A 24,079-nucleotide genomic window follows, 5' to 3' on the forward strand; every position below is an offset into this window, starting at 1 on the left:
TATTAGTATTTATCTACTAGCCGCCCCTTGCGTTTAGTCTTTCACCAGAGTTTAAAATCATCGTAGATGTGGAGGGTTCTAATATTTGTGCTTCAATTTTTGTATTAGCCATATGTTGACGGGTTAGCACAGCTACCTCTGCGAGGAAGATTAATAAAATATTGTATTTCCGTCCTTTAGCATAGCAAGGGGTAGTAAGTGTTTTTATGTTATTTTGAGTCGAAGTATCTTTTTAAAGATGGGCCTTGCCAAGGTTTATATGGCAGCTTAAAATCCTCTGCTTATGTTTTAATTAAGTTTCCGTCCTCACTATACTACTTAAACATAGTAGATTCTTAGACCAGAGCAGGAACGTGTAAAAATATGCAACTGGTCTTGGTAGCCATTTTACAACAAAGATAAGTGTTTATAAGCTGTCTGACTTTAGCTTGAAAATAGGTTTTATTAGGCCTACAATGTCATCTCTGTGGTTTTTGTTTTCTTTCATGTGGTATTCTTTCAGCTCTTTTAGTTGTACTTCGCTTAAAGCTCCTAATTGTCTCAGAGTCTCCACTACTGCTGCTTGTCTTCCTCTTGGCATACCATCTTCCATTTTTACTGCTATGCCGCGCTTTTGGTCTTTTATTCCTACACAATAGACCCCTTCAGCTCCTGCTTTAGCAACTAAATTTCCATTTCCAGCTTTCATTAAGTCAGTGCAAAACCTATCTGTCCCACCAACCATATCAGGATTTTCTATCATTGCATCTGTAATTGTTTGTATGACATTTTCCTCTATTAGTTCATTTTCCTTAGGGTCAGCCAAATAACTATAGGCTAAGGCCCAGTTGAATATAGGCATCCCATATACCGGAACACCGCATCCATCTATGCCAATTACGATATCTTCTTTGGGGTATTTGCAAAATTTGGCAGATATTTCTAGTAGTTCCTGCTGCAAAGGATGGTTTAAAGAGGTATAATCATCATTTTTTATATCATAACCCCTTTTCTTACAAAGAACTAACATTCCAGAGTGTTTACCGGAGCAGTTACAGTGTACATTAGTTTCTTTTTTATTGGAGTCCTTTAATTTTGCTGCAGCTTCTTTATTTAATGGAGGATGAGAACCACAATCTAACTCCTGCTCAGTAAACCCTAGTTTGTCCAATACGGAGAAAACTCCCTGTGTATGGATATCTTCCCCGGAATGTGATGAACAAAATAAAGCTAATTCACGTTTTGTTATTCCATATTCTTTCATAGCTCCACTATCCACCACCGGTATAACCTGTATCGGTTTAGCCGATGAACGCCAATAGCTAACTAGTTGGGGATCCCCTACTGAATATTCAAGTTCTCCCTTGCTATTTACCACTGCAATATTTCCCCTGTGCTGACTTTCTGTTATAGTTCCTCTAGTTACTTCTACTAATACATTACCATTTCCCATATTTTTTGCCTCCCTTAGCAATTTGAAACCAGCCAGTTAAATAATTTTATATTTTCCTCGGTATTTTTCCATAAATTCTCTGGATGCCATTGAACTCCTAAGATTTGTTTTTCAGTATGTTCTAGTCCTTCTATTAAACCATCTTTGCTTCTACAGTTTATAATCAAGTCTTTACCAACCTTATCTACAGCTTGGTGATGAAAAGAGTTGGTATAAATTGTGTCTTTATCTATAATACTTCGCAACAAAGTATTTTCTTCTATGTCTACTGAATGACTAGCATAAGCCCGTGTCCCCTTTTGGCTATGACCAATCCATTCTCCTGTATGAGAAGGCAAGTCTTGAATTATAGTACCACCTAATACAATGTTAATTACTTGCAACCCTCGACAAATACCTAGAATAGGTTTGTCTGTTCTCATAAATTCTTTCGTCAATGTAAGTTCCAAATTGTCTCTTAACGGGTCTACTATACCCATATCTGGCACCGGTTCTTGCGCAAAAGAAAGTGGATTAACATCATCACCACCCGAGAGTAACAGTCCATCTAAGTGATTAGCCAAAGCTAAAATCTGTTTATGTGGCAATGAAGATGGTATGACCACTGGTACCGCACCGCATTGACTAATAGCGGAGCAATAATCATCTCCTAACCAATGAACATTTTTATTATAGTCGTAAACTGAAGTAATGCCTATTAACGGGGCTTTCATACAAACACTCCTCTCCAAAAAGTATCTGTGCCGTAATCCCTAGACTAATTCAACTAGTAATATTATTTAGGTACTCTAAAGTTATATATTCTATAACTCACTGTTAAATTCCTTTGTAATGAATTTGAATTAACATAAAATTAATGCTTTAGTAATTAAACTTAGACAGCAAAAAAGACGGATTATCCGCCTCTTTAAACTATTCTAAATTCAATAAGCCTAGACTCACTTGTATAGCTCCATCTACCTTTACCATCATATCACTACCTAAATGAGCAACTTTTTCATTTAATCTCTGTTTATCTATTGTGCGGAGTTGTTCTAGCAGAATAACCGACTTTTTTTCCAGCCCAAACTCAACTCCTACCTCCACATGTGTAGGCAGCTTTGCCTTGCTAATTTGAGAAGTGATGGCAGCTACAATAACAGTAGGACTGTATTTATTGCCTACGTCATTTTGTATAACCAATACAGGCCTTATTCCCCCCTGTTCAGAACCAACTACGGGACTTAAATCAGCGTAATATACGTCTCCCCGTTTAACAGCCATTTTTACTACGCTCCGCAAACCATCTTTTCAGCTTCATTTTCCGCATCAAAAGCTTCATTTGCTAAAGACAAATTAATCTCCGACATTTCAAGATATCCCCTTTGAAGTTTATCACGAAGTTGTCTTCTTTGCCTTTCACAAATATATAATTTTACTGCTTCTCTAATAAGCTGGCTCCGATCTAAGTTTTCTTTACCCACTAGAGCATCAAGTTCTTGAAGTAAGTTATCAGGAACACTTACTGTTATTTCCCGCGTTTCTGCCATGTAGGCACCTCCTGTAACAATCAACTTTCTTCTATACAATATACACATATAGAAGTTATTATACATATAAATAGTAACTAATGCAATAAGTTTTGGGGGGTTATTTCTTGTAAATTCTTGGCACACGATTAGAAATTGAACAAACTACCTCGTAGTTAATAGTATTTACCATTTCTGCCACAGTATCCACACTAATACAGTTTTCTGATACACCTCCCATCACATTTACTTCATCATCCAATGATATGCTTGGTATATTAGTAACATCCACCATTATATAGTCCATACATACGCTGCCTAAAACAGGAGCCTTAAAGCCCTTTATTTCCACCCAGGCTTTGTTAGATAGCAATCGAGAGTAACCATCAGCATAACCTATAGGCAGTGTAGCAACTTTAGTTGTGCAAGGGGTTTTGTATGTTAATCCGTAGCTGATGGGGGCCCCCTCCTCAACTTGTTTTATAGAGGCTACTTTTGTTTTTAGTTTCATAGCTGGTTTTAGGTTTACTTTATCCAACTGGAGCTGGGATGGATAAAGCCCGTACAAAACAATGCCTAAACGAATCATGTTGCATTTGGGTATGCAACTCAAACCTTCTATCACCCCTGCACTATTAGATATGTGTCTTATGGGAATATTATACGGCAAATTTTCGATAACCTCCAAAAACCTTTGCCTTTGCACATTGGAGTAATTGCTGTTGTTGTCATCAGCGTTGGAATAGTGGCTAAAAATTCCTTCTACTTGTATATTTTTAAGTTCTTTTAAACGATGTAGAAAAGAATTAATTTCATTCCACAACACTCCTAGACGATGCATACCTGTATCTACTTTAACGTGAACAGCTACGGATTTATTAACTCTTTTATTTAGCTCTTCAGCAATTTTTAAATCATATATTGTGGAAGTAAGACTATACTCAATTAATGCTGATGCACTGCTAACAGGGACAAGTCCCAAAATTAAAATTGGCTCTTTTATACCATTTTTTCTTAAAGTTATGCCCTCTTCAACAGTTGCAACGGCCAAATCTGTAGCTCCTGCTTTTATAGCCGCTTTAGATACTTCGACGCTGCCGTGCCCATACCCATCAGCTTTTACAACAGCCATAACTCTAGTGTCGGGTTGTAGGTTTTTTGTCAGTTCTGTTAAGTTATAACTAATATTTTTTAAATCTATCTCTACATAGGTTGGCCTATACAATAAAACACCTCCTAATCAAAACAGTATTTTACAATTATTAAATCAATTCGTCATTTTTGTTAATTTTCCTCCTTATTTGACAGAAATATAACAAATATATTTCAACATCAACTAAAAATAAAGAAACTCAACACTTAGGTGTCGAGCTTCAATTTACTATCAGCTTTTGAAATTCTAACTTATACTCCTTACCACCCCAATTTAGTTCAATAGCTTGAACCGAGCGTTTGTCAAAGTAAACTTTGCCTTCTTGATTTTCTCCAAATATAGCTACATTTGGTTGAGTATCATCTACATGATTAAGCAAGCTGGACAAAGCTTTCACTGTCTTTACATAAGTGTATTGGGGGGTATCAAAGTCGTTTATATGCACCTTTTTTGTAAATTCAGCTGGATAAAAAGAAATAGTAACCTCATCACTTTTCCTTTCGATAATCTGTTTCTGTCTTTCAGGAAATATAACGACAATTTTGTGATAGTTACCGCTATCCTGGTAGCTTTCTATGACCTTAAATTTTTGCCCATTTTCTGTTAAAGTATACTCTGCTTCATATTCTTCCATGTCTTTTACATGTTCATCTATGAGATGAGATATATCATCGGCGTCAAAAGAGCATCCTGGCAGCGCTAGTAACACAACTACCATTAACAGGGTCAATTTCAACGGGTTTTTCCTCCTTGTTTAGGCTAGCCTCACTTTGCTAGACCTTTTAGAATGTCTCCCCTTGAAACAATCCCTACTAGCTTCTCCTCTTCTTCCACAGGTATTCTATTAAAGCCTTGCTCTACCATAAAACCCAAAACTAATTGTACATCATCTTCAGGATTTACAGAAAAAACTGGGGTGCTCATCACATCTTCTATTGAAGATGATAGAGATTTTTTAAGTCTTTCATTTGCTCTTGTTGGATCTTCAAGGTAAACAAAAGCTCCTAAAATATCTACATAAGGTGGTGGAACAAACTCTTTATGCCTTGTCAGCAAATCTTTTTCTGTGATCATCCCCACTACTTTGTTTTCACCATCAACAACTGGCAATCCTCCTACTGACTTTTCTATCATAAGTTTTGTAGCCTCTTCCACTGAAGCGTCTTTACTAATTGACACAACCTCTTTATTCATAACCTCTAAAACTTTCATGATTTGTCCCCCTTTTTTTAATTATAACTTATTTGTTTATAAATATTCGTTTATTGAGTTATACTGTTAATTGCCTTAGGCAGATGGTTGGCCACATCCGAAGGCAGTATCCCTCTGTAATTTTGGCTTTCTAGTAATAAATCAGAACTTAACCCATGTATATAAACACCAGATATAGCAGCTGCTAACGGTGTAGCTCCGGCGCAAATCAGCGATAGAATTACACCCGTCAAAACATCTCCACTTCCCCCTTTAGATAAGCTTTTGTTGCCAGAAGTATTGATAAAAGCTATGCCCTTTGGACTACAGATGACAGTACTAGCTCCTTTTAGCACTAATGTGCAGTTAAACTGTTTACTGTAGTGTTTACATACTTCAACTGGATTTTCTACAATGTCGCTAACTTCTAACCCCGTCAATCTTGACATTTCCTTAGGGTGAGGTGTTAACACCCAGTTGCTTTTAATAACTCCCTTGGGCAACTTTGAAAGTAAGTTTAAACCGTCTCCATCCACCACCAATGGTTTTTTGTAGCTTAAAATAAGTTTTTCAAAGAATTGGTCATTACTTTTTGTGCCCATACCCATCCCTAATGCCATGGCATCTGACTTTGTTAAAACTTTTGCGGTATCATTTAAAGAGCTTCGGCTTTTGGAATAGTCTATTGCCCATGTAATATTTTCAGGCATATAGTTTTGAACAGTATTTTTTATTTCATTGGGAACTATTGTATGTAACACTCCTATACCCATTCTAACAGCGGCTAAAGAGGAAAGCTTCACTGCACCAGCCATATTTGTGTTTCCACCTAAAACAATACCTGTTCCATAATCACCTTTATGACTATCTTCCCTATGTTTAGGAAGTAGCTTTTTAACAAAGTTTGCTGTAACCTGATAGCTACTCGGTCTAACTCTATCCCTCACCATCTTTGGAATTCCAATATCTACCACATGTAGTTTTCCCACTACCTTTTTATGAGGATATATTAGCATATTTTCTTTGGGAAACTCCAAGGTGATTGTGTGATCGGCTTTTACTGTAGGCCATTTAGATAAAGATCCACAAGCCTTCAATCCAGAAGGAATATCAACACTAATTACTTTAGCATCTTTTTTTTGATTGATTAAATCAATAATTTCAGCATATATTCCTGTAACTTCCTTGTTTACACCTATGCCCAATAATGAATCAATTATAACTTCACTGGACCATAGGATTTTTTTGGCTTTCTCTAAGGTCTTAATTGTGTAGATTTCAACATCCCTATAGGTTTTTAAAATATCATAGTTTGTTTGCCCATCCTTGGATAGGCTGGTTGAACATATCACTACATGTACTTTTTGGCACCCGTTATTTAGCAAATGTCTTGCAACGACTAAACCATCACCACCGTTATTTCCGCTTCCCACTAAAACACAAATTTTACTTTGTTTAGAAAAAAGCTGAGTCATTTTTTCCGCTATACTTCTACCGGCATTTTCCATTAAAACTATGGAAGGAGTATTGTGTTTATATTCAATTTCTTTATCTATAAACCTAATATTTTCTGAACTTGCTAATTTCATCAAATCACCCCTCAGCAATTACATAAGCGATGGCATTTGATTTAGAATGGCTAATACTGAGATGTATTCGAGAAACTCCCAATGACCTTGCCCGTTTTTGGGCATTGCCTCTGAGATATACTCTAGGTTTCCCTAACCTATCTTTTATTATCTCAACATCTTTCCAGCTAACTAAACCAATACCCACTCCCAAAGCTTTTACAACCGCTTCTTTTGCTGCAAATCGTCCTGCTACAGTTGATACAGTTAAGTTCATGGAATCGATTTCTCGCTGCGTAAAAAGTCTTTTTAAAATTTTAAGACCTCGTTTGTTATATACTTTTTTTATTCTTGATATTTCAATAATATCTGTACCCACTCCAAATATCATTGCTTCCCTCCTTACAAAGTGAACTGAGATAGGCAATTACAAAGCTGCTCTGCAACTGTTTGATATAACAGCGTTTTTATAAATGATTTCAACCCCCGAAATACATAGCAAAAATCTTATCATCTGAGCCTAAAGCTAACAATCTTAAGTCGTTCTTTGAAAAATACTTTATCACATAATTACCTTTGACTCAAATAAAAGCATCTTTTTGTTAATATATAAGTATGATATGTTAAATAAAAGAATTATATTTTAAAATGGGGAAATTCTTAATGTTAAATTTGAAACACTTTTGAATCAAGTGATTCTTTTTTGAATCGCACAGTTGGTTTTTATAACTAAAACTCGGCTTTGTCTTTAACTTTATGGTTATAATCTTAATAAAACAAAAATGGATAGGCCCTGTCATCCATAACAACCAGTATTCTTTAACTAGTACAACTCATCTTCTTAAATGGCTTTGGAAAATTGGCAAAGTTTTTGCTAGAATATAATTGAAAGACAGTTTTTTAACGTGCTTTTTATCAATTCTTTATAAAAGGAGTGGTTATGTTGGGCAAGATGGTAAGTGTTGAGCAAGCTTTATCTAAACTAGATCATGGGCAAAGTTTTTTAATTGGTGGATTCTTAAATGTTGGAACACCAGAAATGTTGGTTAGTGGCATCTTGGAAAAAGAATTAAAAGACTTAGAAATTATCGGAAATGATTCTGGTTTTCCAGATAGGGGTGTAGGAGAGCTAATTGCTAATAAAAGGGTGCGTAAGGTGGTAGCTACTCACATAGGTACAAATCCAGAGACTGGAAAACAAATGCATAGCGGTGAAACTGAAGTTGTGTTAGTTCCTCAGGGAACACTAGCAGAACAGATTAGAGCTGGAGGCGCTGGACTGGGCGGCGTACTGACAGCTACAGGTATCGGCACTGTGGTGGAAAAAGACAAACAAGTTATAGAAGTAGACGGCAAAAAATTTCTGTTAGAAAAACCTATAACTGCTGATGTGGCTCTTATTAAAGCTTATAAAGCCGACAAGTATGGAAATTTAGTTTACCGTAAAGCTGCTAGAAATTTTAACCCTATTATGGCTACTGCAGGTAAGTTAGTGATTGCAGAAGCAGAAGAAATTGTAGAAGCAATTGATCCTGATGAAGTTATGACTCCAGGAGTATTTGTTGATATGGTTGTTAGGGGGGAAGAATAATGGATAAAAAACAACGTAGAGAGATAATTGTAAAAAGGATAGCTAAGGAGTTTAAAGATGGGGATGTTGTTAACCTTGGTATCGGAATGCCTACTATGGTGGCAAATTACATCCCAGAAGAGATAGATATAGTGCTTCAGTCAGAAAATGGATTTGTAGGTCTTGGTTCTGCACCAATGGAGGGTGATGAAGATAAAGACTTAACTAATGCAGGTGGGCAACCAGTCACCATAAGAAAAGGAGGAGCCTTTTTTGATAGCGCCACATCTTTTACTATCATTCGAGGAGGACATGTAGATGCCACTGTTCTAGGAGCTTTAGAGGTAGATGAAAAAGGAAACCTAGCCAACTGGATGATTCCTGGAAAGATGGTTCCTGGCATGGGAGGTGCTATGGATTTGGTTTCTGGAGCGAAAAAAGTTATACTTGCTATGGAACATGTGTCAAAAGATGGCAGTCCTAAAATATTGAAGAAATGCTCTTTACCTCTTACAGCAGCTGAAGAAGTTGATTTAATTGTTACCGATATGGCGGTAATTAAAGTTACAGAGAAAGGGTTGCTTCTTAAAGAAATTGCCTTTAATACAACCGTGGAAGAAGTACAGAAAAACACCCAAGCCAAGTTGATTATTGACGAGGATTTAAAAACTTTTGGTGAGTAAAGAAAAGGCATCGCCTAATAAGGTGATGCCTTTTCTTTATTGAACTAAAAGCAAAATTATAAACGAATTATAATCACTTCTGATAATAAAGCCATGATCAAAAGTATTTAGCTCTCTTCTATTTGATTGTTAGTTGACAGTTGTGACTCTTCCTTTTGCTCACTAGTTTCATTTACTTCCCCTAAAGCTTTAAGCAAAAATGTATAAGTATCTGCTTGCTCCTCTATAATCTTGTAAATTGGTTTACCCATGCCGTGCCCGGCTTTTTCTTCCACCCTTAGCAAAATAGGATTATCTCCTTTATAATGATGTTTTAGCGTTGCAGCAAATTTGAGTGCATGGGCGGGAACCACTCTATCGTCCACTTCCGCTGTTAAAATTAATGTCTTTGGATATTCTACGTTATCTTTTACATTATGAAGAGGGGAGTATTTATACATAAATTTAAAGTGTTCTTTGTTTTTTTCGGCGTTTCCATATTCACCGGTCCAATATCTTCCTACGGTAAACTTATGGAACCTTAGCATATCTAACACAGGTACACCACAAATAACCGCTCCAAATAATTCTGGTCTTTGGGTCATACAAGCCCCCACCAGCAACCCTCCATTGCTACGGCCGGATATTGCCAACTTAGATGCGGAAGTGTAACCTTCTTCTATCAAGTATTCACCGGCTGCTATAAAGTCATCAAAAACATTTTGTTTATTTTCTAGCATTCCTGCTTTATGCCACTCTTCACCTAGCTCTCCTCCACCTCTTAAATTGGCTACAGCATGGATTCCACCTTTTTTGAGCCACATAATTTGCTGTGGTGCAAAGTTTGGGGTAATACTAATATTAAAGCCGCCATACCCCCAAAGAACAGTAGGATTTCTACCATCTAGTTCGATGCCTTTTTTATATGTGATAAACATAGGTACTTTAGTTCCGTCTTTAGAAGTATAAAAAACTTGTTTTGTTTCAAATTCCTTTGGGTTAAATTCTAGTTTTGGTGAATTAAACTCTATACTCTTTTGGCTATCTAAATCAAAAGAATATATTGTCATGGGAGTAAAAAATGAGGTAAAAGCGTAAAATACCTCTGAGGACTTTTGCCGACAAGACACACCGGCTACTGTCCCTATACTAGGCAACTTTATTTCATTATCTTTATGTCCTTTTAAGTTAAATAGTTCCAATAAATTTTGAGCTTTTTCCATATAAGTAACCAAAAAATTATCGCCTACCAATTTAACATCAGTCATAACTTTAGTGGAATGCTCTCCTATAATTTCTTCCCAATGTTCTTTCATTGGTTTTTGCAGGTTAATAGATATTAACCTTTCTTTCGGGGCATCGAGATTAGTTCGGATGTAGATATTATCTCCATGGGTGGCAACAGGAAAATATGAGGCATCCGCTTTATCCAATAACTTAATAAACTTTTCACTGTTAATCTCTCTGATATAAATCCTATTATTTCTTTTAGTTCCTTCAGAAATATACAAAATTAAATATTTATTATCTTCTGTTACAAAGGGATGAAAACTAAGCTCTTTTTTATCGGGAAGTTGGAAAATTAGTTTATCTTCCTTTTGTCTCGTTCCTACTTTGTGAAAATAAACTTTATTGTGGTAGCTTTCCTGCCCAGGCTCCACAGTATTGGGATCTCTAAATCTGCTATAGTAGAACCCATTCCCATCTGGATGCCAAGCCATATTGGTAAACTTACACCATTTAAGTTTTTCTTGTGTATGCTCCATGTTGTTCAGGTTTTTGATATATATAGTCTGCCAATCACTTCCGCTTTTTGAAATTGTGTAAGCTATATATTCTTCGTCAGGGGATATGGTATAGTTTGTTAGAGCTGCAGTTCCGTCTTTCTCAATTGTGTTGGGGTTGAGAACTTCTTGTTTTTCTTTAGTTTCTTTGTTTACTTTATACAAAATTCCTTGATTTAAAAGCCCGGGGTTTTCGGTGTAAAAGTAGTAGTTTTTTGTTATAGTAGGTAGTGAAGTTTTACTATAATTATAAAGTTCTTTAAGTTCTTCTGTTATGTTTTGATGCAATGGACCCTTGATGAATTTTTGAGTTTTTTTGTTTTCTTCTGAAATAAATTTTTTAGTTAATGGTTCTTCCGGATTTTCAAGATACCTGTACGGGTCATGGACCTCTGTTCCAAAAAAATTTTCTTTTACATTTTCCCTTTTCATGTTTTCCCTCCTCTAAAATTTTACCATTAGGCGATTGCAAGCTTTACAATCCTTGACTTTTATATTTTAAAACCCCGTTAAATGCTTTAAATGATGGCCGGCACAGTGACCGGCCACTACCCTATCGAGGGTTGGTTTTAGTTTTATATGGGGTTTGCCTCCTTATCCACAAAGGGGTAGAGGTGACCTCTGTGTCAACCTTAGTAACACTGCTCTTTTTTCCTTTTGCTCTGCTTGGTTATATCCGACACAGCGACCAGTCGTTTCCCTATCGGTAGTTGATGTTGGTTTTATATGGGGTTTGCCTCCTTATCCACAAAGGGGTAGAGGTTGACCTCTGTGTCAACCTTAGTAACACTGCTCTTTTTTTCTTTTGCTCTGCTTGGTTATATCCGACACAGCGACCAGTCGTTTTCCTATCGGTAGTTGGTGTTAGTTTTATATGGGGTTGCTTCCTTATCCCCAAAGGGGTAGAGGTTGACCTCTGTGTCAACCTTTGCAACATCTGCTCTTTTTTCCTTTTGCTCTGCTTGGTTATATCCGACACAGCGACCAGTCGTTTTCCTATCGGTAGTTGGTGTTAGTTTTATATGGGGTTGCTTCCTTATCCCCAAAGGGGTAGTGGTTGACCTCTGTGTCAACCTTTGCAACATCTGCTCTTTTTTCCTTTTGCTCTGCTTGGTTATATCCGACACAGCGACCGGTCGCTACTCTACCTGGGGTATTGAAAATTCTTGAAGTGTAGTTGGTTTTTAAATTAGACCTTCTTCCATTTTTTTAGATAATGTGGTGTTCATGTTTTTATAAAATTTTTCTGCTCTTTGTGCTATATTTTCAGCAGCTTTCTGACCTTCTAATATTGCCTGTTTTTCATTTGTTTTTGTTAGCCTTCTTTCTTCCATAACTATCTCTCCATCAATAATTACTGTTTCAACCTCACTACCATTTGCGGAATAAACTAAGTTTGGCACTATATTTCGTTGAGGTGTTTGTAAAGCTGGGAACATGGAAGGGCTATTTGTGTCCACTATAATAATATCTGCTTTTTTTCCTGGTGCAATTGAACCTATTTCATCCTCCATACCAAGCGCTTTTGCTGCGTTGATGGTTGCCATTTTTAAAACTTCCCAAGCGGGGAATACTTTTGGATCATTTACTTTACACTTATTCAAGATTGCTGTAAACTTCATTTCGTTAAACATGTTGTTACAGTTGTTACCCGGTGCTTGATCACTACCTAAAGCTAATTTGGAGCTATACTTTTTAAATTCTGCTGCCGGCGGAACAATTCCATCTATTATACCTATACTACCGGAACAAAGTATCATAGAAGCTCCCCGTTGAGCTACAAGTTTTGTTTCCTCTGCAGTGGCTTCTGTTAAATGAACTGCCAGTAACATATCATCTAAATAGCCAATTTCATCAAGGTATTGAATAGACCTTTTACCATACCTTTTTTCCATCTGATATATTTCTCTATCCCCTTGAGCTACATGCATATGAATTTTTGTGTTATATCTCTTTGCAATTTCTTTAACCTCTAAAAGCAGTTCTTTTGACATCATATCGGGTCCTTGTGGTCCCATTAAACATCTTATTCGGCCGTCTTTGTAACCATGCCATTTTTCCATCAATTCTAAAGCGTTTCGTAACTTTTCTTGCCCAACTGACGGGTCTAGAGGATAAAGATCACCAACTTCAATATCACTTTTATCAGACATCTCGTTAACTGTATCAGCCAAAACTGCTCGAGAACCAACTTGAGCATGATTGTTTGCAATCTTGCCCATCGGGTTATCATAATCGCAAAAAGTTGTAGTACCAGCTTTTAGACCCTCGATAATATTTACCATAGAGCCTTTTACTCGGCCTTCTTCATCTAAAGCTTTGACAAATGGCCATAGTCCCCCTTCCATCCAATTATCAACATCTTGTGAAAGACCTCTTAAAATACCTATCCCTGTATGAATATGAGCATCTATAAGACCAGGCATAACTACTTTTTCTTCTACATCTATTTCCTTATGAGCTTTTTTCTGAGTAAAATTCCTTAATTGGCCCACTTCAGTAATTTTATTATCTTTTATAGAAACTGCCCCCTGCGGAATAATACCCAGTCCTTTACCTTCCATAGTTATCAATGTAGCATTTTTTATCAATATATCCACCATAGTTTTTCCCCCTTTTTTAATATTTCGTAAGTCTAACTTTATAATTGTATTCAATAAAAATAATTAAAACCCTTTTCACTACATAAAATTTATTTCGATAGCAGGATTTTTCTTATCTTTTGTACAATAAGTAAAAAACAACTAAATTTAAAGGAGTGTCTATATTGCAAAAAAGAGCGTTGGGAAAACTAAATGCTAACTCTTCATTATTAGGTTTAGGATGTATGCGTTTTCCGATGAAAGGTGAGGGAGATAACTCCCAGGTTGATGAAAAAAAAGCTATTGACTTAATTCGACATTCCATCGATAGCGGTGTAAATTATATTGACACTGCTTATCCTTACCACGGGGGAGATAGCGAACCCATTGTAGGTAAAGCTCTTAAAGACGGGTATAGAGAGAAGGTTTATTTAGCGACAAAATCACCTGTCTGGAAAATGGAAAAAGAAGAGGATTTTGAAAAGTACTTAGATGAACAATTAGAAAAACTGCAAACTGACTATATTGATTTTTATCTTTTACATGCCTTAGATAAAGATCGTTGGGAAAAGGCTAAAAAATTAGGTGCGGAAAAGTTTCTAGAAAAAGCTATCGCGCAAGGCAAAATAAAGCATGCTTGTTTTTCCTTCCACGATAATTTTGAAATCTTCAAGGAAATCGTAGATGCTTATCCATGGAGCTTGTGTTTAATTCAACTAAATTACTTAGATGAAAATTATCAAGCTGGAGTAGAGGGTCTTAAATATGCATATGAAAAGGGGTTAGCCATAGCCATTATGGAACCATTAAGGGGAGGAAAACTGGCTAAAAATGTCCCCACCGATGTTCAAAAAGTTTGGGATAAGTATGATGTAAAAAGAACTCCAGCAGAATGGGCTTTTAAATGGCTAGCTAATTTCCCAGAAGTTTCTGTAATTTTAAGTGGTATGAACAGCAAAGAAGAGGTTAATGAAAATGTGAAAATCTTAGACAAAGCCAAACCTAACTCGCTAAGTAAAGAAGAAAAACAGCTTATAGAAGAGGCAAAAAGTATCTTTGAAGATAAAATTAAAATAACTTGTACCGAGTGTAATTACTGTATTCCGTGTCCCCATGATGTAATGATTCCAACTTTGTTTAATGTTTATAACAGTGGGTATATGTTTGAAAACGTACAAGGGAGTAAAGATACTTATTTAAGAATAAAGAAAATGGAAAAAGACGCATCTAAGTGTGTAGAATGTGGTCTTTGTGAAAAGGAATGTCCGCAAAATCTTCCTATCATAGAACACCTTAAAAAAATTGAAGAAGAGTTAGGATAGTAACTCTGCTGGGCTACTAAGCACAACAAGATTTTTAATTGAAAGTAGGGGTGGCTGTTCTCTGTAGTTTTAACTATGTTTCTAACCCCAAAGTTCTTAGTAAACGATTTTTAACACAGGAGGTGAGCTCAGCTTATGAGGATTATTGTTTCACCTGCTAAAAAAATGAAAGAAGACATGGACTTAGAATATAATAATCTTCCTCAGTTTATAAGTGAGGCGGAAAAACTACTATCTTTTTTAAAAAAGCAAGACTACGATAAACTTAAGTCTATATGGAAGTGCAGTGATAAAATTGCTACTCTCAACCACCAAAGAATACAAAGTATGGATTTATATAAAAAATTAACACCGGCTATTCTTGCCTATGAGGGAATTCAGTATAAATATATGGCACCAGGTGTGTTAGAAAACAAAGAGTTAGATTTTATTGAAAAACATTTACGTATCCTTTCTGGATTTTATGGCGTGTTGAGACCCTTTGATGGGGTTGTTCCCTATAGGTTAGAAATGCAAGCAAAGCTTGGTGGAGAACATCTAAATTCCCTTTATGATTTTTGGAGAAAAAAGCTTGCTAATCAACTTTTTTCTGAAAGTAATTGCATTGTTAACCTAGCATCTAAGGAGTACAGTAAATGTATCTCTGAATATCTTACCAAGGATATAAATTTTGTTACTTGTGTTTTCGGTGAAATGGTTAATGGAAAAGTTAAAGAGAAGGGAACTCAAGTAAAGATGGCACGTGGAGAGATGGTACGGTTTATGGCACAAAATCATATTGAAAATATCGACAAAATAAAACAATTTAATAGGCTTGGTTATAGCTTTGCAAAGGAGCTATCTGATGAAAGTAATTTTGTGTTTATAAAAAGTTAAGATGTATCTGAGACGGTTATGAACAATAACTTAAAGGATATTATGTATTAAAAAAGCTGGGACTAATGCTCCAGCTTTTTTTCTGTCTTATTTTTAAGTATTTTATTCTGCTGCGCTCAATACAGCGTTTAGTGTTTTAAATAACTGTAAAAAATCAGTATTTTGAATTTCCACCGTCTTGTTACCCACTTTTGTCACTGTGGGAATTCTTTCTGCAAGACTCGGCCCCTGACTTGTCAAAAATTCTACCTCTAAAATAAAAGGACCCTCTTCCGCTAATACTTTTCCTTCAAAATTAAGTGCTTCTTTAATTTTGCTTTTGTACCCATCCTTTAGCTGTTCATAGCTTATATTATGTGCTGATGAACGATTTATAGACTCTTTAACCGCCAAAGTTGGTATATTACCAATTTCTTCTTCTACCTGTTGAGTCAACATCGTATCGCCGGATACAAATACCACAGGTACAGAATAATATCCTGCTAGTCTAGCGTTCATCCCCGCTTCACCTATAGGATCACCGTTCAGTTTCACAGAAGCAAGCAAGCTACTGTTATATGTGTGGTCAAAAGCTGAAAAAGATGACCCCGCTCTGGAGTGATAACCGATAAACATAGCTTTATCATATCCTTTTTCTATGCCCTGCATCATACTTAAAGGTTTAGGACTCCCTGATATAAGTTGCACCCTTGAATTAAGCTGTTCTATAAATAAATTGTCCATAGGTCCGTGGGAGTCATTTATAACAATCTCCTCTACCCCGTTTTCAAATAAAGCTTTACAAACTAAGTTAACTTCTTTGGTCATAAGCTCCCGACCCCGTGTATAGTCAGGGTTTTCTCCAATAATTTGCTTTCGAGAAACAACACCCCATATCCCTTCAATATCAGCAGATATATATATTTTCATTGTTAAAACACCTCCTGTATAAAAATATTCTGTGTATTAAAGTTAATTCCTGCAATTTTCACAAAAAACGATATTTTTATTCCCCCATCAAGGGGTATGAATTGACCTCTGTATCAACCTTACAGTAACTGGATACAGTTTTGGATGCTTTATATACATTTTCGATTAAATTGCCAAATGCGGTTATGGTCGGCACGGTGGCGCGACCACTACCTCTGGGAGGGAAGGAAGAGACAGAAGCACTATTAAAAATATATTTTTTTCTCTCCCATCAAGGGTAGGAATTAACCTCCAACCCTACAGTAACTGGATACAGTTTTGGTGTTTATATACATTGTCGCTTAGATTGCCAAATACGGTTATGGTCGGCACGGTGGCACGACCACTACCTCTGGGAGGGAAGGAAGAGACAGAAGCACTATTAAAAATATATTTTTTTCTCTCCCGCAAGTAGGGGTTGACCTCTCAACCCTACAGTAGCTGGACACAGCTCCGGCTGTTTTATATACATTGTCGCTTAGATTGCCAAATACGGTTATGGTCGGCACGGTGGCGCGACCACTACCTCTGGGAGGAAGGAAAAAAATTGAAGCACTATTGCTACTGTACTTTTCTCTCTCCCGCAAGGATAGGGGTTGACCTCTGTGTCAACCCTGCAGTAACTGGATACAGTTTTGCGTGTTTTATATACATTGTCGCTTAGATTGCCAAATACGGTTATGGTCGGCACGGTGGCACGACCACTACCTCTGGGAGGGAAGGAAGAGACAGAAGCACTATTAAAAATATATTTTTTTCTCTCCCGCAAGTAGGGGTTGACCTCTCAACCCTACAGTAGCTGGACACAGCTCCGGCTGTTTTATATACATTGTCGCTTAGATTGCCAAATACGGTTATGGTCGGCACGGTGGCGCGACCACTACCTCTGGGAGGAAGGAAAAAAATTGAAGCACTATTGCTACTGTACTTTTCTCTCTCCCGCAAGGATAGGGGTTGACCTCTGTGTCAACCCTGCAGTAACTGGATACAGTTTTGCGTGTTTTATATACATTGTCGCTTAGATTGCCAAATACGGTTATGGTCGGCACGGTGGCACGACCACTACCTCTGGGAGGGAAGGAAGAGACAGAAGCACTATTAAAAATATATTTTTTTCTCTCCCGCAAGTAGGGGTTGACCTCTCAACCCTACAGTAGCTGGACACAGCTCCGGCTGTTTTATATACATTGTCGCTTAGATTGCCAAATACGGTTATGGTCGGCACGGTGGCGCGACCACTACCTCTGGGAGGAAGGAAAAAAATTGAAGCACTATTGCTACTGTACTTTTCTCTCTCCCGCAAGGGTAGGGGTTGACCTCTGTGTCAACCCTGCAGTAACTGGATACATTTTTGAGTTTTTTGATCATAATTTCAGTTTATTTTCCTTAATTTTTAAAATAATTCAATTATTAAAAAGGTTTTTTCTGCTTATTTTAGAATACTTCTTTAAAATGTTAAGGAGGTAAATAATATGAGTCGTAAAAAAATTCGACTAAGTAATTTTAATTACTCAGCTACTGGTGCCTATTTTATCACTATATGTACACAACACAAAATCCCATACTTAGGAAATAAGCAGACCCTGAAGAAGAATAAATTTGGCGAAATTGTATTAAGAAGTTGGATAGATATTGAAAAAATTTATAACAACACAGCGATAGATTACTTTGTTATTATGCCAAATCATATCCATGGAATTATTTTTTTATATAATGATTCTGAGGAAAATCAAAACAAAAACAACATAATAACGATTATAAAAAATTTTAAGTCCTACACCACTAATCAATACGGCACCCTTGTAAAACAAGATGGTTGGAAGCCTTATAAAACCAGGTTATGGCAACGAGGATATTATGAGCATGTTATCAGAAATGAACATTCCTTAAATAAACTTCGAAACTATATAATAAACAACCCCTTAAAATGGAAATTAGATAGGCATTATGTCTAAAAGAAAGGGATGGAAAGTTATTTGTCTACTGTAGTTACCTTCCCTCCCACAAGGGTAGGGGTGACCTCTGTGTCAACCCTACAGTAACCGGATACAGTTTTGGGTGTTTATATACATTGTCGCTTAGATTGCCAAATGCGGTTATGGTCGGCACGGTGGCGCGACCACTACCTCTGGGAGGGAAGGAAGAGACAGAAGCACTATTGCTATTATACTTTTCTCTCTCCCGCAAGGGTAGGGGTTGACCTCTGTGTCAACCATACAGTAGCTGGACACAGCTCGGGCTGTTTTTATATACATTGTCACTTAGATTGGCAAATACGTTATGGTCGGCACGGTGGCGCGACCACTACCTCTGGGAGGGAAGGAAGAGACAGAAGCACTATTGCTATTATACTTTTCTCTCTCCCCGCAAGGGTAGGGGTTGACCTCTGTGTCAACCCTGCAGTAGTTGCATACAGTTTTGGATGCTTTATATACATTTTCGATTAAATTGCCAAATGCGGTTATGGTCGGCACGGTGGCGCGACCACTACCTCTGGGAGGGAAGGAAGAGACAGAAGCACTATTGCTATTATACTTTCTCTCTCCCGCAAGGGTAGGGGTTGACCTCTGTGTCAACCCTGCAGTAGCTGGACACAGTTTTGGGTGTTTATATACATTGTCGCTTAGATTGCCAAATACGGTTATGGTCGGCACGGTGGCGCGACCACTACCTCTGGGAGGGAAGGAAGAGACAGAAGCACTATTGCTATTATACTTTCTCTCTCCCGTAAGGGTAGGGGTTGACCTCTGTGTCAACCCTGCAGTAGCTGGACACAGTTTTGGGTGTTTATATACATTGGTCGCTTAGATTGCCAAATACGGTTATGGTCGGCACGGTGGCGCGACCACTACCTCTGGGAGGAAGGGGAAAAAATTGAAGCACTATTGCTACTGTACTTTTCTCTCTCCCGCAAGGGTAGGGGTGACCTCTGTGTCAACCCTGCAGTAGTTGCATACAGTTTTGGATGCTTTATATACATTTTAGCTTAAATTGCCAAATGCGGTTATGGTCGGCACGGCGGCGCGACCACTACCTCTGGGAGGAAGAGGAAAAAATTGAAGCACTATTGCTACTGTACTTTTCTCTCTCCCATCAAGGGTAGGGGGTGACCTCTCAACCCTGCAGTAGCTGGACACAGTTTTGATTTTTATCCAGGTATAATTGGGGTAAAAAGTACACTTATAGATTTAAACTAATATATTAACATAAATGAGCTGGCAGATAGCCAGCTCATTTATGTTATTTTCCTGCTACACTTATCACCGCATTTAAGGTCTTAAATATTTCTAAAAAATCGTCACTTTTTATTTCTATTGTTTTTGCTCCTGTTTGGGTTACTGTGGGGATCCTGGGTGCTAAATTTGCTCCTTGACTTGTTAAAAATTCTACTTCAATAACGTAAGGACCCTGGGGATTTAGTGGTTCAATGTTTAATTCTACGGCTTCCTTTATTTTATCTTTATATCCTTGTTCAAGTTGTGAATAGCTTAGATTAACCGCTGAGGTTCGGTTAATTGATTCTTTTACTGCCAAAGTTGTTATGCTACCTATCTCTTCTTCAACCTGCTCTGTCAATGATTTATCTCCCGAAACAAACACCACTGGCACAGAATAGTACCCTGCTAGGCGAGCATTTAGTCCAGATTCACCAAAGGAAGTCCCGTTTAATTTGATAGATGAAATTATTCCTCCGTGATACGTATGGTCAAAGTTGGATCTTGAAGATCCCGCTCGTGAATGATACCCGATAAACATCGCTTTGTCATAGCCTTTTTCGATTCCTTGCATCATACTTAAAGGTTTAGGGCTTCCTGATATAAGTTGAACATTAGGATTAAGGTTTTCTATCAAAATATTATCCATCGGTCCGTGAGAGTCATTAACTGTTATATCTGTAACTCCATTTTCTAACAATGCTTCACAAGCTAGGTTAACCTCTGTGGTCATTAGCTCTCTAGCCCTAGAATAATCTGCACCGGCACTCATAACCTGTTTTTTTGAAACCACGCCCCATATTCCTTCAATGTCAGCAGAAATATACACTTTCATAAATTAAGCACCACCTTATAATATTATTTAGTTATACCATGATAAATTTATAAAGCTTCTTACTTTTAAAATTCATTATAGTAGTTTTATAACACGCTAGGGTTAAAAGGCTAGCTCTGTGTTAACCCTATAGCAACTAAATTGCTAGTATCTTACATGCTAATTATTACTTAGAGCTATGGTCGGCACGGTGGCGCGACCACTACCTTTGGGAGGGAAGAGACAGAAGCTATTGCTACTATACTTTTTTCTTTCCCGCAAGGGTAGAGGTTGACCTTGTGTCAACCCTGCAGTAGCTGGACACAGCTCCGGCTGTTTTATATACATTGTCGCTTAGATTGCCAAATACGTCTATGGTCGGCACGGTGGCGCGACCACTACCTCTGGAGGAAGGAAAAAAATAAAGCACTATTGCTATTATACTTTTCTCTCTCCAGCAAGGGTAGGGGTTGAGATTATTGACAGCTTAAGTCTTTATGGAAAATCAAATCATCTATATATCGGCCCTCTTTTTCATTCCACTGTAGTTTATGAACTGTCCCTGAGCAAGTAAATCCACATGATAACAGAGAGGCCACAGATGCTTTGTTGTAACTATAAACATATGCCCTAATCATCCAAATTCCTTCCTGTTTAAGATGTCCTAAGGCGTAATCCATCAACTTTTGACTTATACCTTTTCCTCTACATGCTTTTGTAAATGCCGCTGCTATATGGCAAGAATGTCGTTTATTGCCTTTCCCTCTTCTAGCAGAAAATGCCCCAATTAATTGTTCTTTCTCAAATGCTCCAAATAAGTAGATATCAGGATCTTCTAGCATTTTCTCTATGTCTTCTTTGCTATCAATGCTTACAAAATGAACTCCCGCCTTTTCCTCTTTTAGTTCCAAAGACAGGTCCCAAAGTTGTTCTATATGGTTTTGGTTAATAACCCTAAATTCAAAGTTCATAATGTTTCCTCCTCCCAGTTTATTTATTTCGTCCTACTAAATATATTATCACTTTTTTTGTAAAAGTAAATATTTTTGCAAATACTCGTTGTAAGTTAGCGAATAGAGTTATCCTTTAGTCCAATATCATGATTCCACTCTAGCAATATAATATTGCTTTTTTAGCTCAGCACATCAATTTTCCTTCTACATAGCATTTAATAAACGTAAAGTCTTTGACCTTCGACTAAAGCGAGTTTCAGCTGCTCCTTAGTGAACTGCCCATCTTTCCAAAATACAATTTGTTCTTTACTTCAACTAATAATAGAGGCAACATATATTTTATACCTTTGTCTATATCTAAGATATGGGTCAGCTAAACAGCTGACCCTTGAACTGAGTACTACTATCTTTTAAATATAATAAGCCATATTATAACTTGCAACTTCCAATTAGTAAGCTCTGCTAATCTTCATCTTGGTAACATCAAATTTTATTTAATTATATATAAAGAGAGTATAGCATTTTCAGCTATACTCTCTTTATTACTAAATATTTAACTTTTACTCTTCGTCTTCAACGCCGCCGTTTTCTTCAACTGGTGGTTGCTCGTCCAAATCAACATCTTGATCTCCGCCACAACCTACAAGTACAGCCATTGAAAACATTAGCACAAAAAATAAACTTAATAGTTTTTTCATAACTTTTACCCTCCCCAAAGCAATTTCCTAAACAATTGCTTAAAACAATTATTTAGGATTGATTGTATTCTACCAATTATAACCTGTTTTGTAAAATGCCAAATATTATTATTTATTGCTATACAGTCTAATGATGCGTCATCTATTTAAAATATATGCTTCTATGTATATATTAATAAATATTTTGGCTTTTTCCTCTCTTTTAAGGCGTTCCCCCTTACCTAACACCTTTAAATCACTCTTACTTTACTAGTAATTTAACCCACTTATTTTTCACGTCTTTAAACTAATATCATATACTATTTGTGAAACCACCGATAACAGATAATAAAATTAAGCTTTAATTAAAGATAAAGGAGGAATAAAATGACTACAAAAGGAAGAGTACCCTCAACCTGCCCCCATAATTTTCAGGGTCGTTATACAGTGCAAAGAGGGGATACCATGTTTCTTATTGCAAAGCGTTTTAGGGTTAGCTTGCAAAGCCTAATAAACGCCAATCCCCATATAGCGAACCCTAATGCTATCTTTCCAGGAGACGTATTGTGCGTTCCAAAGGTTACTCCACCCCATCCGCCAAGAGTACCAACCGATTGCCCCCCTGGTTTTAAAAGAAGATATACAGTTACTAGTAGCGACACCATGTTTTTGATAGCAAAAAGATTTGGAGTAAGCTTGCAAGCCCTTATCAATGCCAATCCTCACATTCCAAATCCTAACGTAATTTTTCCTGGTGATGTGCTTTGTGTACCAGGTAAAGAACCATCCGGTAGGATTCCTCAAACTTGTCCTCCCAACTTTCAGGGAAGATATACCGTTCGCACAGGAGAGACAATGTTTTTAATAGCTCAAAAGTTCGGAGTATCGTTACAAGCCCTTATTAACGCTAATCCACACATTCCTAACCCAAATCAACTTGTTCCTGGCGACGTACTTTGTGTGCCAGAATAATTTGAAAGGAGGTGAAATAAAAATGTCAACAAGAGGTAGAGTTCCTGCTACTTGCCCACATGGTTTTCAAGGCAGATACACAGTTGTTTCTGGTGATACTATGTTTTTTATTGCTAGAAGATTCGGTGTTAGCCTACAAGCTCTTATAAACGCTAACCCCCATATCCATGACCCTAACTTAATCTTCCCAGGCGATGTTCTTTGTGTACCGGGACCACCTAAGCCACCTAAGCCACCTAAACCAAGAGTTCCTAAAAAGTGTCCACCTGGTTTCCAAGGAAGATATACAGTACAGCCAGGTGATACTATGTTTTTTATTGCTCAAAGATTTGGTGTATCTTTACAAGCTTTGATAAATGCTAACCCTCATATAACAAATCCAGACCTGATATTCCCAGGAGATGTTCTTTGTGTTCCTGAAGAAGAGCCAGAACCCACCTTCCCATGCGCCGTTGTTTTAAATCCTACTAGAGAGGCTCGCAGGTTCGATATTTGGGGTTCGGTAATTCTGAACAGCATCAATGATTTCGCTGTAACATTTGTAGGAGTTAATCTGCCACATCCACGTAGATTTGGTAAATATAATAGTTATATTGGAATTCACAATCTTGCCAAACCTAGAAGAGAATTCAGAGTGGAACTGGAACTGGTAGAAAACGAGATAGACACTTGGGTTGGCACTAGAACAGTACCAAGAGCTACTCCAAAGGACACCCTAGAAATTAGACCATACAATACCCACACTGATGAAGTTGGGCCAGTTATTTTAAGAGGAAGAGTAGCAGACTGCTGCAATTAACCAATATAAAAGAGCTGTCTCAAATTACCATAAGGTAATTTGAGCAGCTCTTT

23 protein-coding genes are annotated in these 24,079 nt (G+C 37.2%); 7 read left to right on the top strand and 16 right to left on the bottom strand.

Features of this window, described 5'->3' with window-relative positions:
* Nucleotides 1–406: 406 nt before the first annotated feature.
* From PRVXT_RS13720 to PRVXT_RS13760, 9 genes are all read right to left on the bottom strand, one after another.
* Nucleotides 407–1,432 carry an asparaginase gene (locus PRVXT_RS13720; protein ID WP_350343422.1) on the bottom strand — a complete coding sequence of 342 codons (1,026 nt, stop codon included), beginning with the start codon at nt 1,430–1,432 and terminating at the stop codon, nt 407–409.
* A gap of 14 nt (nt 1,433–1,446) precedes the next feature.
* The gene (locus PRVXT_RS13725; RefSeq protein ID WP_350343423.1) at nt 1,447–2,145 is read right to left on the bottom strand and encodes a gamma-glutamyl-gamma-aminobutyrate hydrolase family protein; all 699 of its coding nucleotides are present in this window, start codon (nt 2,143–2,145) and stop codon (nt 1,447–1,449) included.
* A gap of 199 nt (nt 2,146–2,344) precedes the next feature.
* Nucleotides 2,345–2,695 carry a type II toxin-antitoxin system PemK/MazF family toxin gene (locus PRVXT_RS13730; protein WP_350343424.1) on the bottom strand — a complete coding sequence of 117 codons (351 nt, stop codon included), beginning with the start codon at nt 2,693–2,695 and terminating at the stop codon, nt 2,345–2,347.
* Between the two features lie 5 nt (nt 2,696–2,700).
* On the bottom strand, nt 2,701–2,961 hold the full coding sequence (locus PRVXT_RS13735) for a CopG family ribbon-helix-helix protein (protein WP_350343425.1): 261 nt from the start codon (nt 2,959–2,961) through the stop codon (nt 2,701–2,703).
* A gap of 100 nt (nt 2,962–3,061) precedes the next feature.
* Nucleotides 3,062–4,165, bottom strand: a complete 1,104-nt coding sequence (alr, locus tag PRVXT_RS13740; protein WP_350343426.1) for an alanine racemase — start codon at nt 4,163–4,165, stop codon at nt 3,062–3,064.
* A gap of 148 nt (nt 4,166–4,313) precedes the next feature.
* Nucleotides 4,314–4,829 carry a hypothetical protein gene (locus PRVXT_RS13745; RefSeq protein WP_350343427.1) on the bottom strand — a complete coding sequence of 172 codons (516 nt, stop codon included), beginning with the start codon at nt 4,827–4,829 and terminating at the stop codon, nt 4,314–4,316.
* 29 nt (nt 4,830–4,858) lie between these two features.
* Nucleotides 4,859–5,305 carry a CBS domain-containing protein gene (locus PRVXT_RS13750; RefSeq protein ID WP_350343428.1) on the bottom strand — a complete coding sequence of 149 codons (447 nt, stop codon included), beginning with the start codon at nt 5,303–5,305 and terminating at the stop codon, nt 4,859–4,861.
* A 50-nt stretch (nt 5,306–5,355) separates the two neighbouring features.
* Nucleotides 5,356–6,873: an NAD(P)H-hydrate dehydratase gene (locus PRVXT_RS13755; RefSeq protein WP_350343429.1), complete on the bottom strand. Its 1,518-nt coding sequence runs from the start codon at nt 6,871–6,873 to the stop codon at nt 5,356–5,358.
* A gap of 4 nt (nt 6,874–6,877) precedes the next feature.
* A complete protein-coding gene (locus tag PRVXT_RS13760; RefSeq protein ID WP_350343430.1) occupies nt 6,878–7,243 on the bottom strand; it encodes a holo-ACP synthase in 366 nt (121 codons plus the stop codon).
* A 552-nt stretch (nt 7,244–7,795) separates the two neighbouring features.
* Here PRVXT_RS13760 and PRVXT_RS13765 point away from each other — a divergent pair.
* Nucleotides 7,796–8,443, top strand: a complete 648-nt coding sequence (locus PRVXT_RS13765; RefSeq protein WP_434064299.1) for a CoA transferase subunit A — start codon at nt 7,796–7,798, stop codon at nt 8,441–8,443.
* The gene (locus PRVXT_RS13770) at nt 8,443–9,105 is read left to right on the top strand and encodes a 3-oxoacid CoA-transferase subunit B (RefSeq protein WP_350343432.1); all 663 of its coding nucleotides are present in this window, start codon (nt 8,443–8,445) and stop codon (nt 9,103–9,105) included. Before PRVXT_RS13765 ends, PRVXT_RS13770 begins: the two co-directional genes overlap by 1 nt.
* A 107-nt stretch (nt 9,106–9,212) precedes the next feature.
* Here PRVXT_RS13770 and PRVXT_RS13775 read toward each other — a convergent pair whose 3' ends face one another.
* From PRVXT_RS13775 to PRVXT_RS13785, 3 genes are all read right to left on the bottom strand, one after another.
* On the bottom strand, nt 9,213–11,300 hold the full coding sequence (locus PRVXT_RS13775; protein WP_350343433.1) for a prolyl oligopeptidase family serine peptidase: 2,088 nt from the start codon (nt 11,298–11,300) through the stop codon (nt 9,213–9,215).
* A gap of 416 nt (nt 11,301–11,716) precedes the next feature.
* Nucleotides 11,717–11,995, bottom strand: a complete 279-nt coding sequence (locus PRVXT_RS13780; protein WP_350343434.1) for a hypothetical protein — start codon at nt 11,993–11,995, stop codon at nt 11,717–11,719.
* A gap of 57 nt (nt 11,996–12,052) precedes the next feature.
* Nucleotides 12,053–13,471 (bottom strand): amidohydrolase family protein, encoded by a 1,419-nt coding sequence (locus PRVXT_RS13785; RefSeq protein ID WP_350343435.1) that lies wholly within the window; start codon nt 13,469–13,471, stop codon nt 12,053–12,055.
* A 155-nt stretch (nt 13,472–13,626) separates the two neighbouring features.
* Here PRVXT_RS13785 and PRVXT_RS13790 point away from each other — a divergent pair, with 155 nt between their 5' ends.
* Together PRVXT_RS13790 and yaaA are read left to right on the top strand one after the other, a co-directional pair.
* Nucleotides 13,627–14,772 carry an aldo/keto reductase gene (locus tag PRVXT_RS13790; RefSeq protein ID WP_434064300.1) on the top strand — a complete coding sequence of 382 codons (1,146 nt, stop codon included), beginning with the start codon at nt 13,627–13,629 and terminating at the stop codon, nt 14,770–14,772.
* 135 nt (nt 14,773–14,907) lie between these two features.
* Nucleotides 14,908–15,648, top strand: a complete 741-nt coding sequence (gene yaaA, locus PRVXT_RS13795; protein WP_350343437.1) for a peroxide stress protein YaaA — start codon at nt 14,908–14,910, stop codon at nt 15,646–15,648.
* A 102-nt stretch (nt 15,649–15,750) separates the two neighbouring features.
* On the opposite strand, the gene PRVXT_RS13800 is transcribed toward yaaA, so the two are convergent.
* Nucleotides 15,751–16,557, bottom strand: a complete 807-nt coding sequence (locus PRVXT_RS13800; RefSeq protein WP_350343438.1) for a M55 family metallopeptidase — start codon at nt 16,555–16,557, stop codon at nt 15,751–15,753.
* A gap of 1,511 nt (nt 16,558–18,068) precedes the next feature.
* Between PRVXT_RS13800 and PRVXT_RS13805 the strand changes: the two genes are divergently transcribed.
* Nucleotides 18,069–18,551 carry a transposase gene (locus tag PRVXT_RS13805; protein WP_350343439.1) on the top strand — a complete coding sequence of 161 codons (483 nt, stop codon included), beginning with the start codon at nt 18,069–18,071 and terminating at the stop codon, nt 18,549–18,551.
* A gap of 1,285 nt (nt 18,552–19,836) precedes the next feature.
* Here the strand turns inward: PRVXT_RS13805 and PRVXT_RS13810 are convergent.
* The 3 genes from PRVXT_RS13810 to PRVXT_RS13820 all read right to left on the bottom strand — a co-directional run bounded on the left by PRVXT_RS13810 (nt 19,837) and on the right by PRVXT_RS13820 (nt 22,276).
* Complete coding sequence (locus PRVXT_RS13810; RefSeq protein WP_350343440.1) at nt 19,837–20,646, bottom strand: M55 family metallopeptidase; 810 nt, start codon at nt 20,644–20,646, stop codon at nt 19,837–19,839.
* 455 nt (nt 20,647–21,101) lie between these two features.
* Entirely contained in the window at nt 21,102–21,596 is a 495-nt protein-coding gene (locus PRVXT_RS13815) for a GNAT family N-acetyltransferase (RefSeq protein WP_350343441.1), read from the bottom strand.
* A 542-nt stretch (nt 21,597–22,138) separates the two neighbouring features.
* The gene (locus PRVXT_RS13820; protein WP_350343442.1) at nt 22,139–22,276 is read right to left on the bottom strand and encodes a hypothetical protein; all 138 of its coding nucleotides are present in this window, start codon (nt 22,274–22,276) and stop codon (nt 22,139–22,141) included.
* Between the two features lie 366 nt (nt 22,277–22,642).
* Between PRVXT_RS13820 and PRVXT_RS13825 the strand changes: the two genes are divergently transcribed.
* Together PRVXT_RS13825 and PRVXT_RS13830 are read left to right on the top strand one after the other, a co-directional pair.
* On the top strand, nt 22,643–23,227 hold the full coding sequence (locus tag PRVXT_RS13825; RefSeq protein WP_350343443.1) for a LysM peptidoglycan-binding domain-containing protein: 585 nt from the start codon (nt 22,643–22,645) through the stop codon (nt 23,225–23,227).
* 22 nt (nt 23,228–23,249) lie between these two features.
* Entirely contained in the window at nt 23,250–24,026 is a 777-nt protein-coding gene (locus PRVXT_RS13830) for a LysM peptidoglycan-binding domain-containing protein (protein ID WP_350343444.1), read from the top strand.
* The last annotated feature ends 53 nt before the right edge of the window (nt 24,027–24,079 follow it).

Source organism: Proteinivorax tanatarense (assembly GCF_040267685.1).
In the GTDB taxonomy this organism is placed as follows: domain Bacteria; phylum Bacillota; class Proteinivoracia; order Proteinivoracales; family Proteinivoracaceae; genus Proteinivorax; species Proteinivorax tanatarense.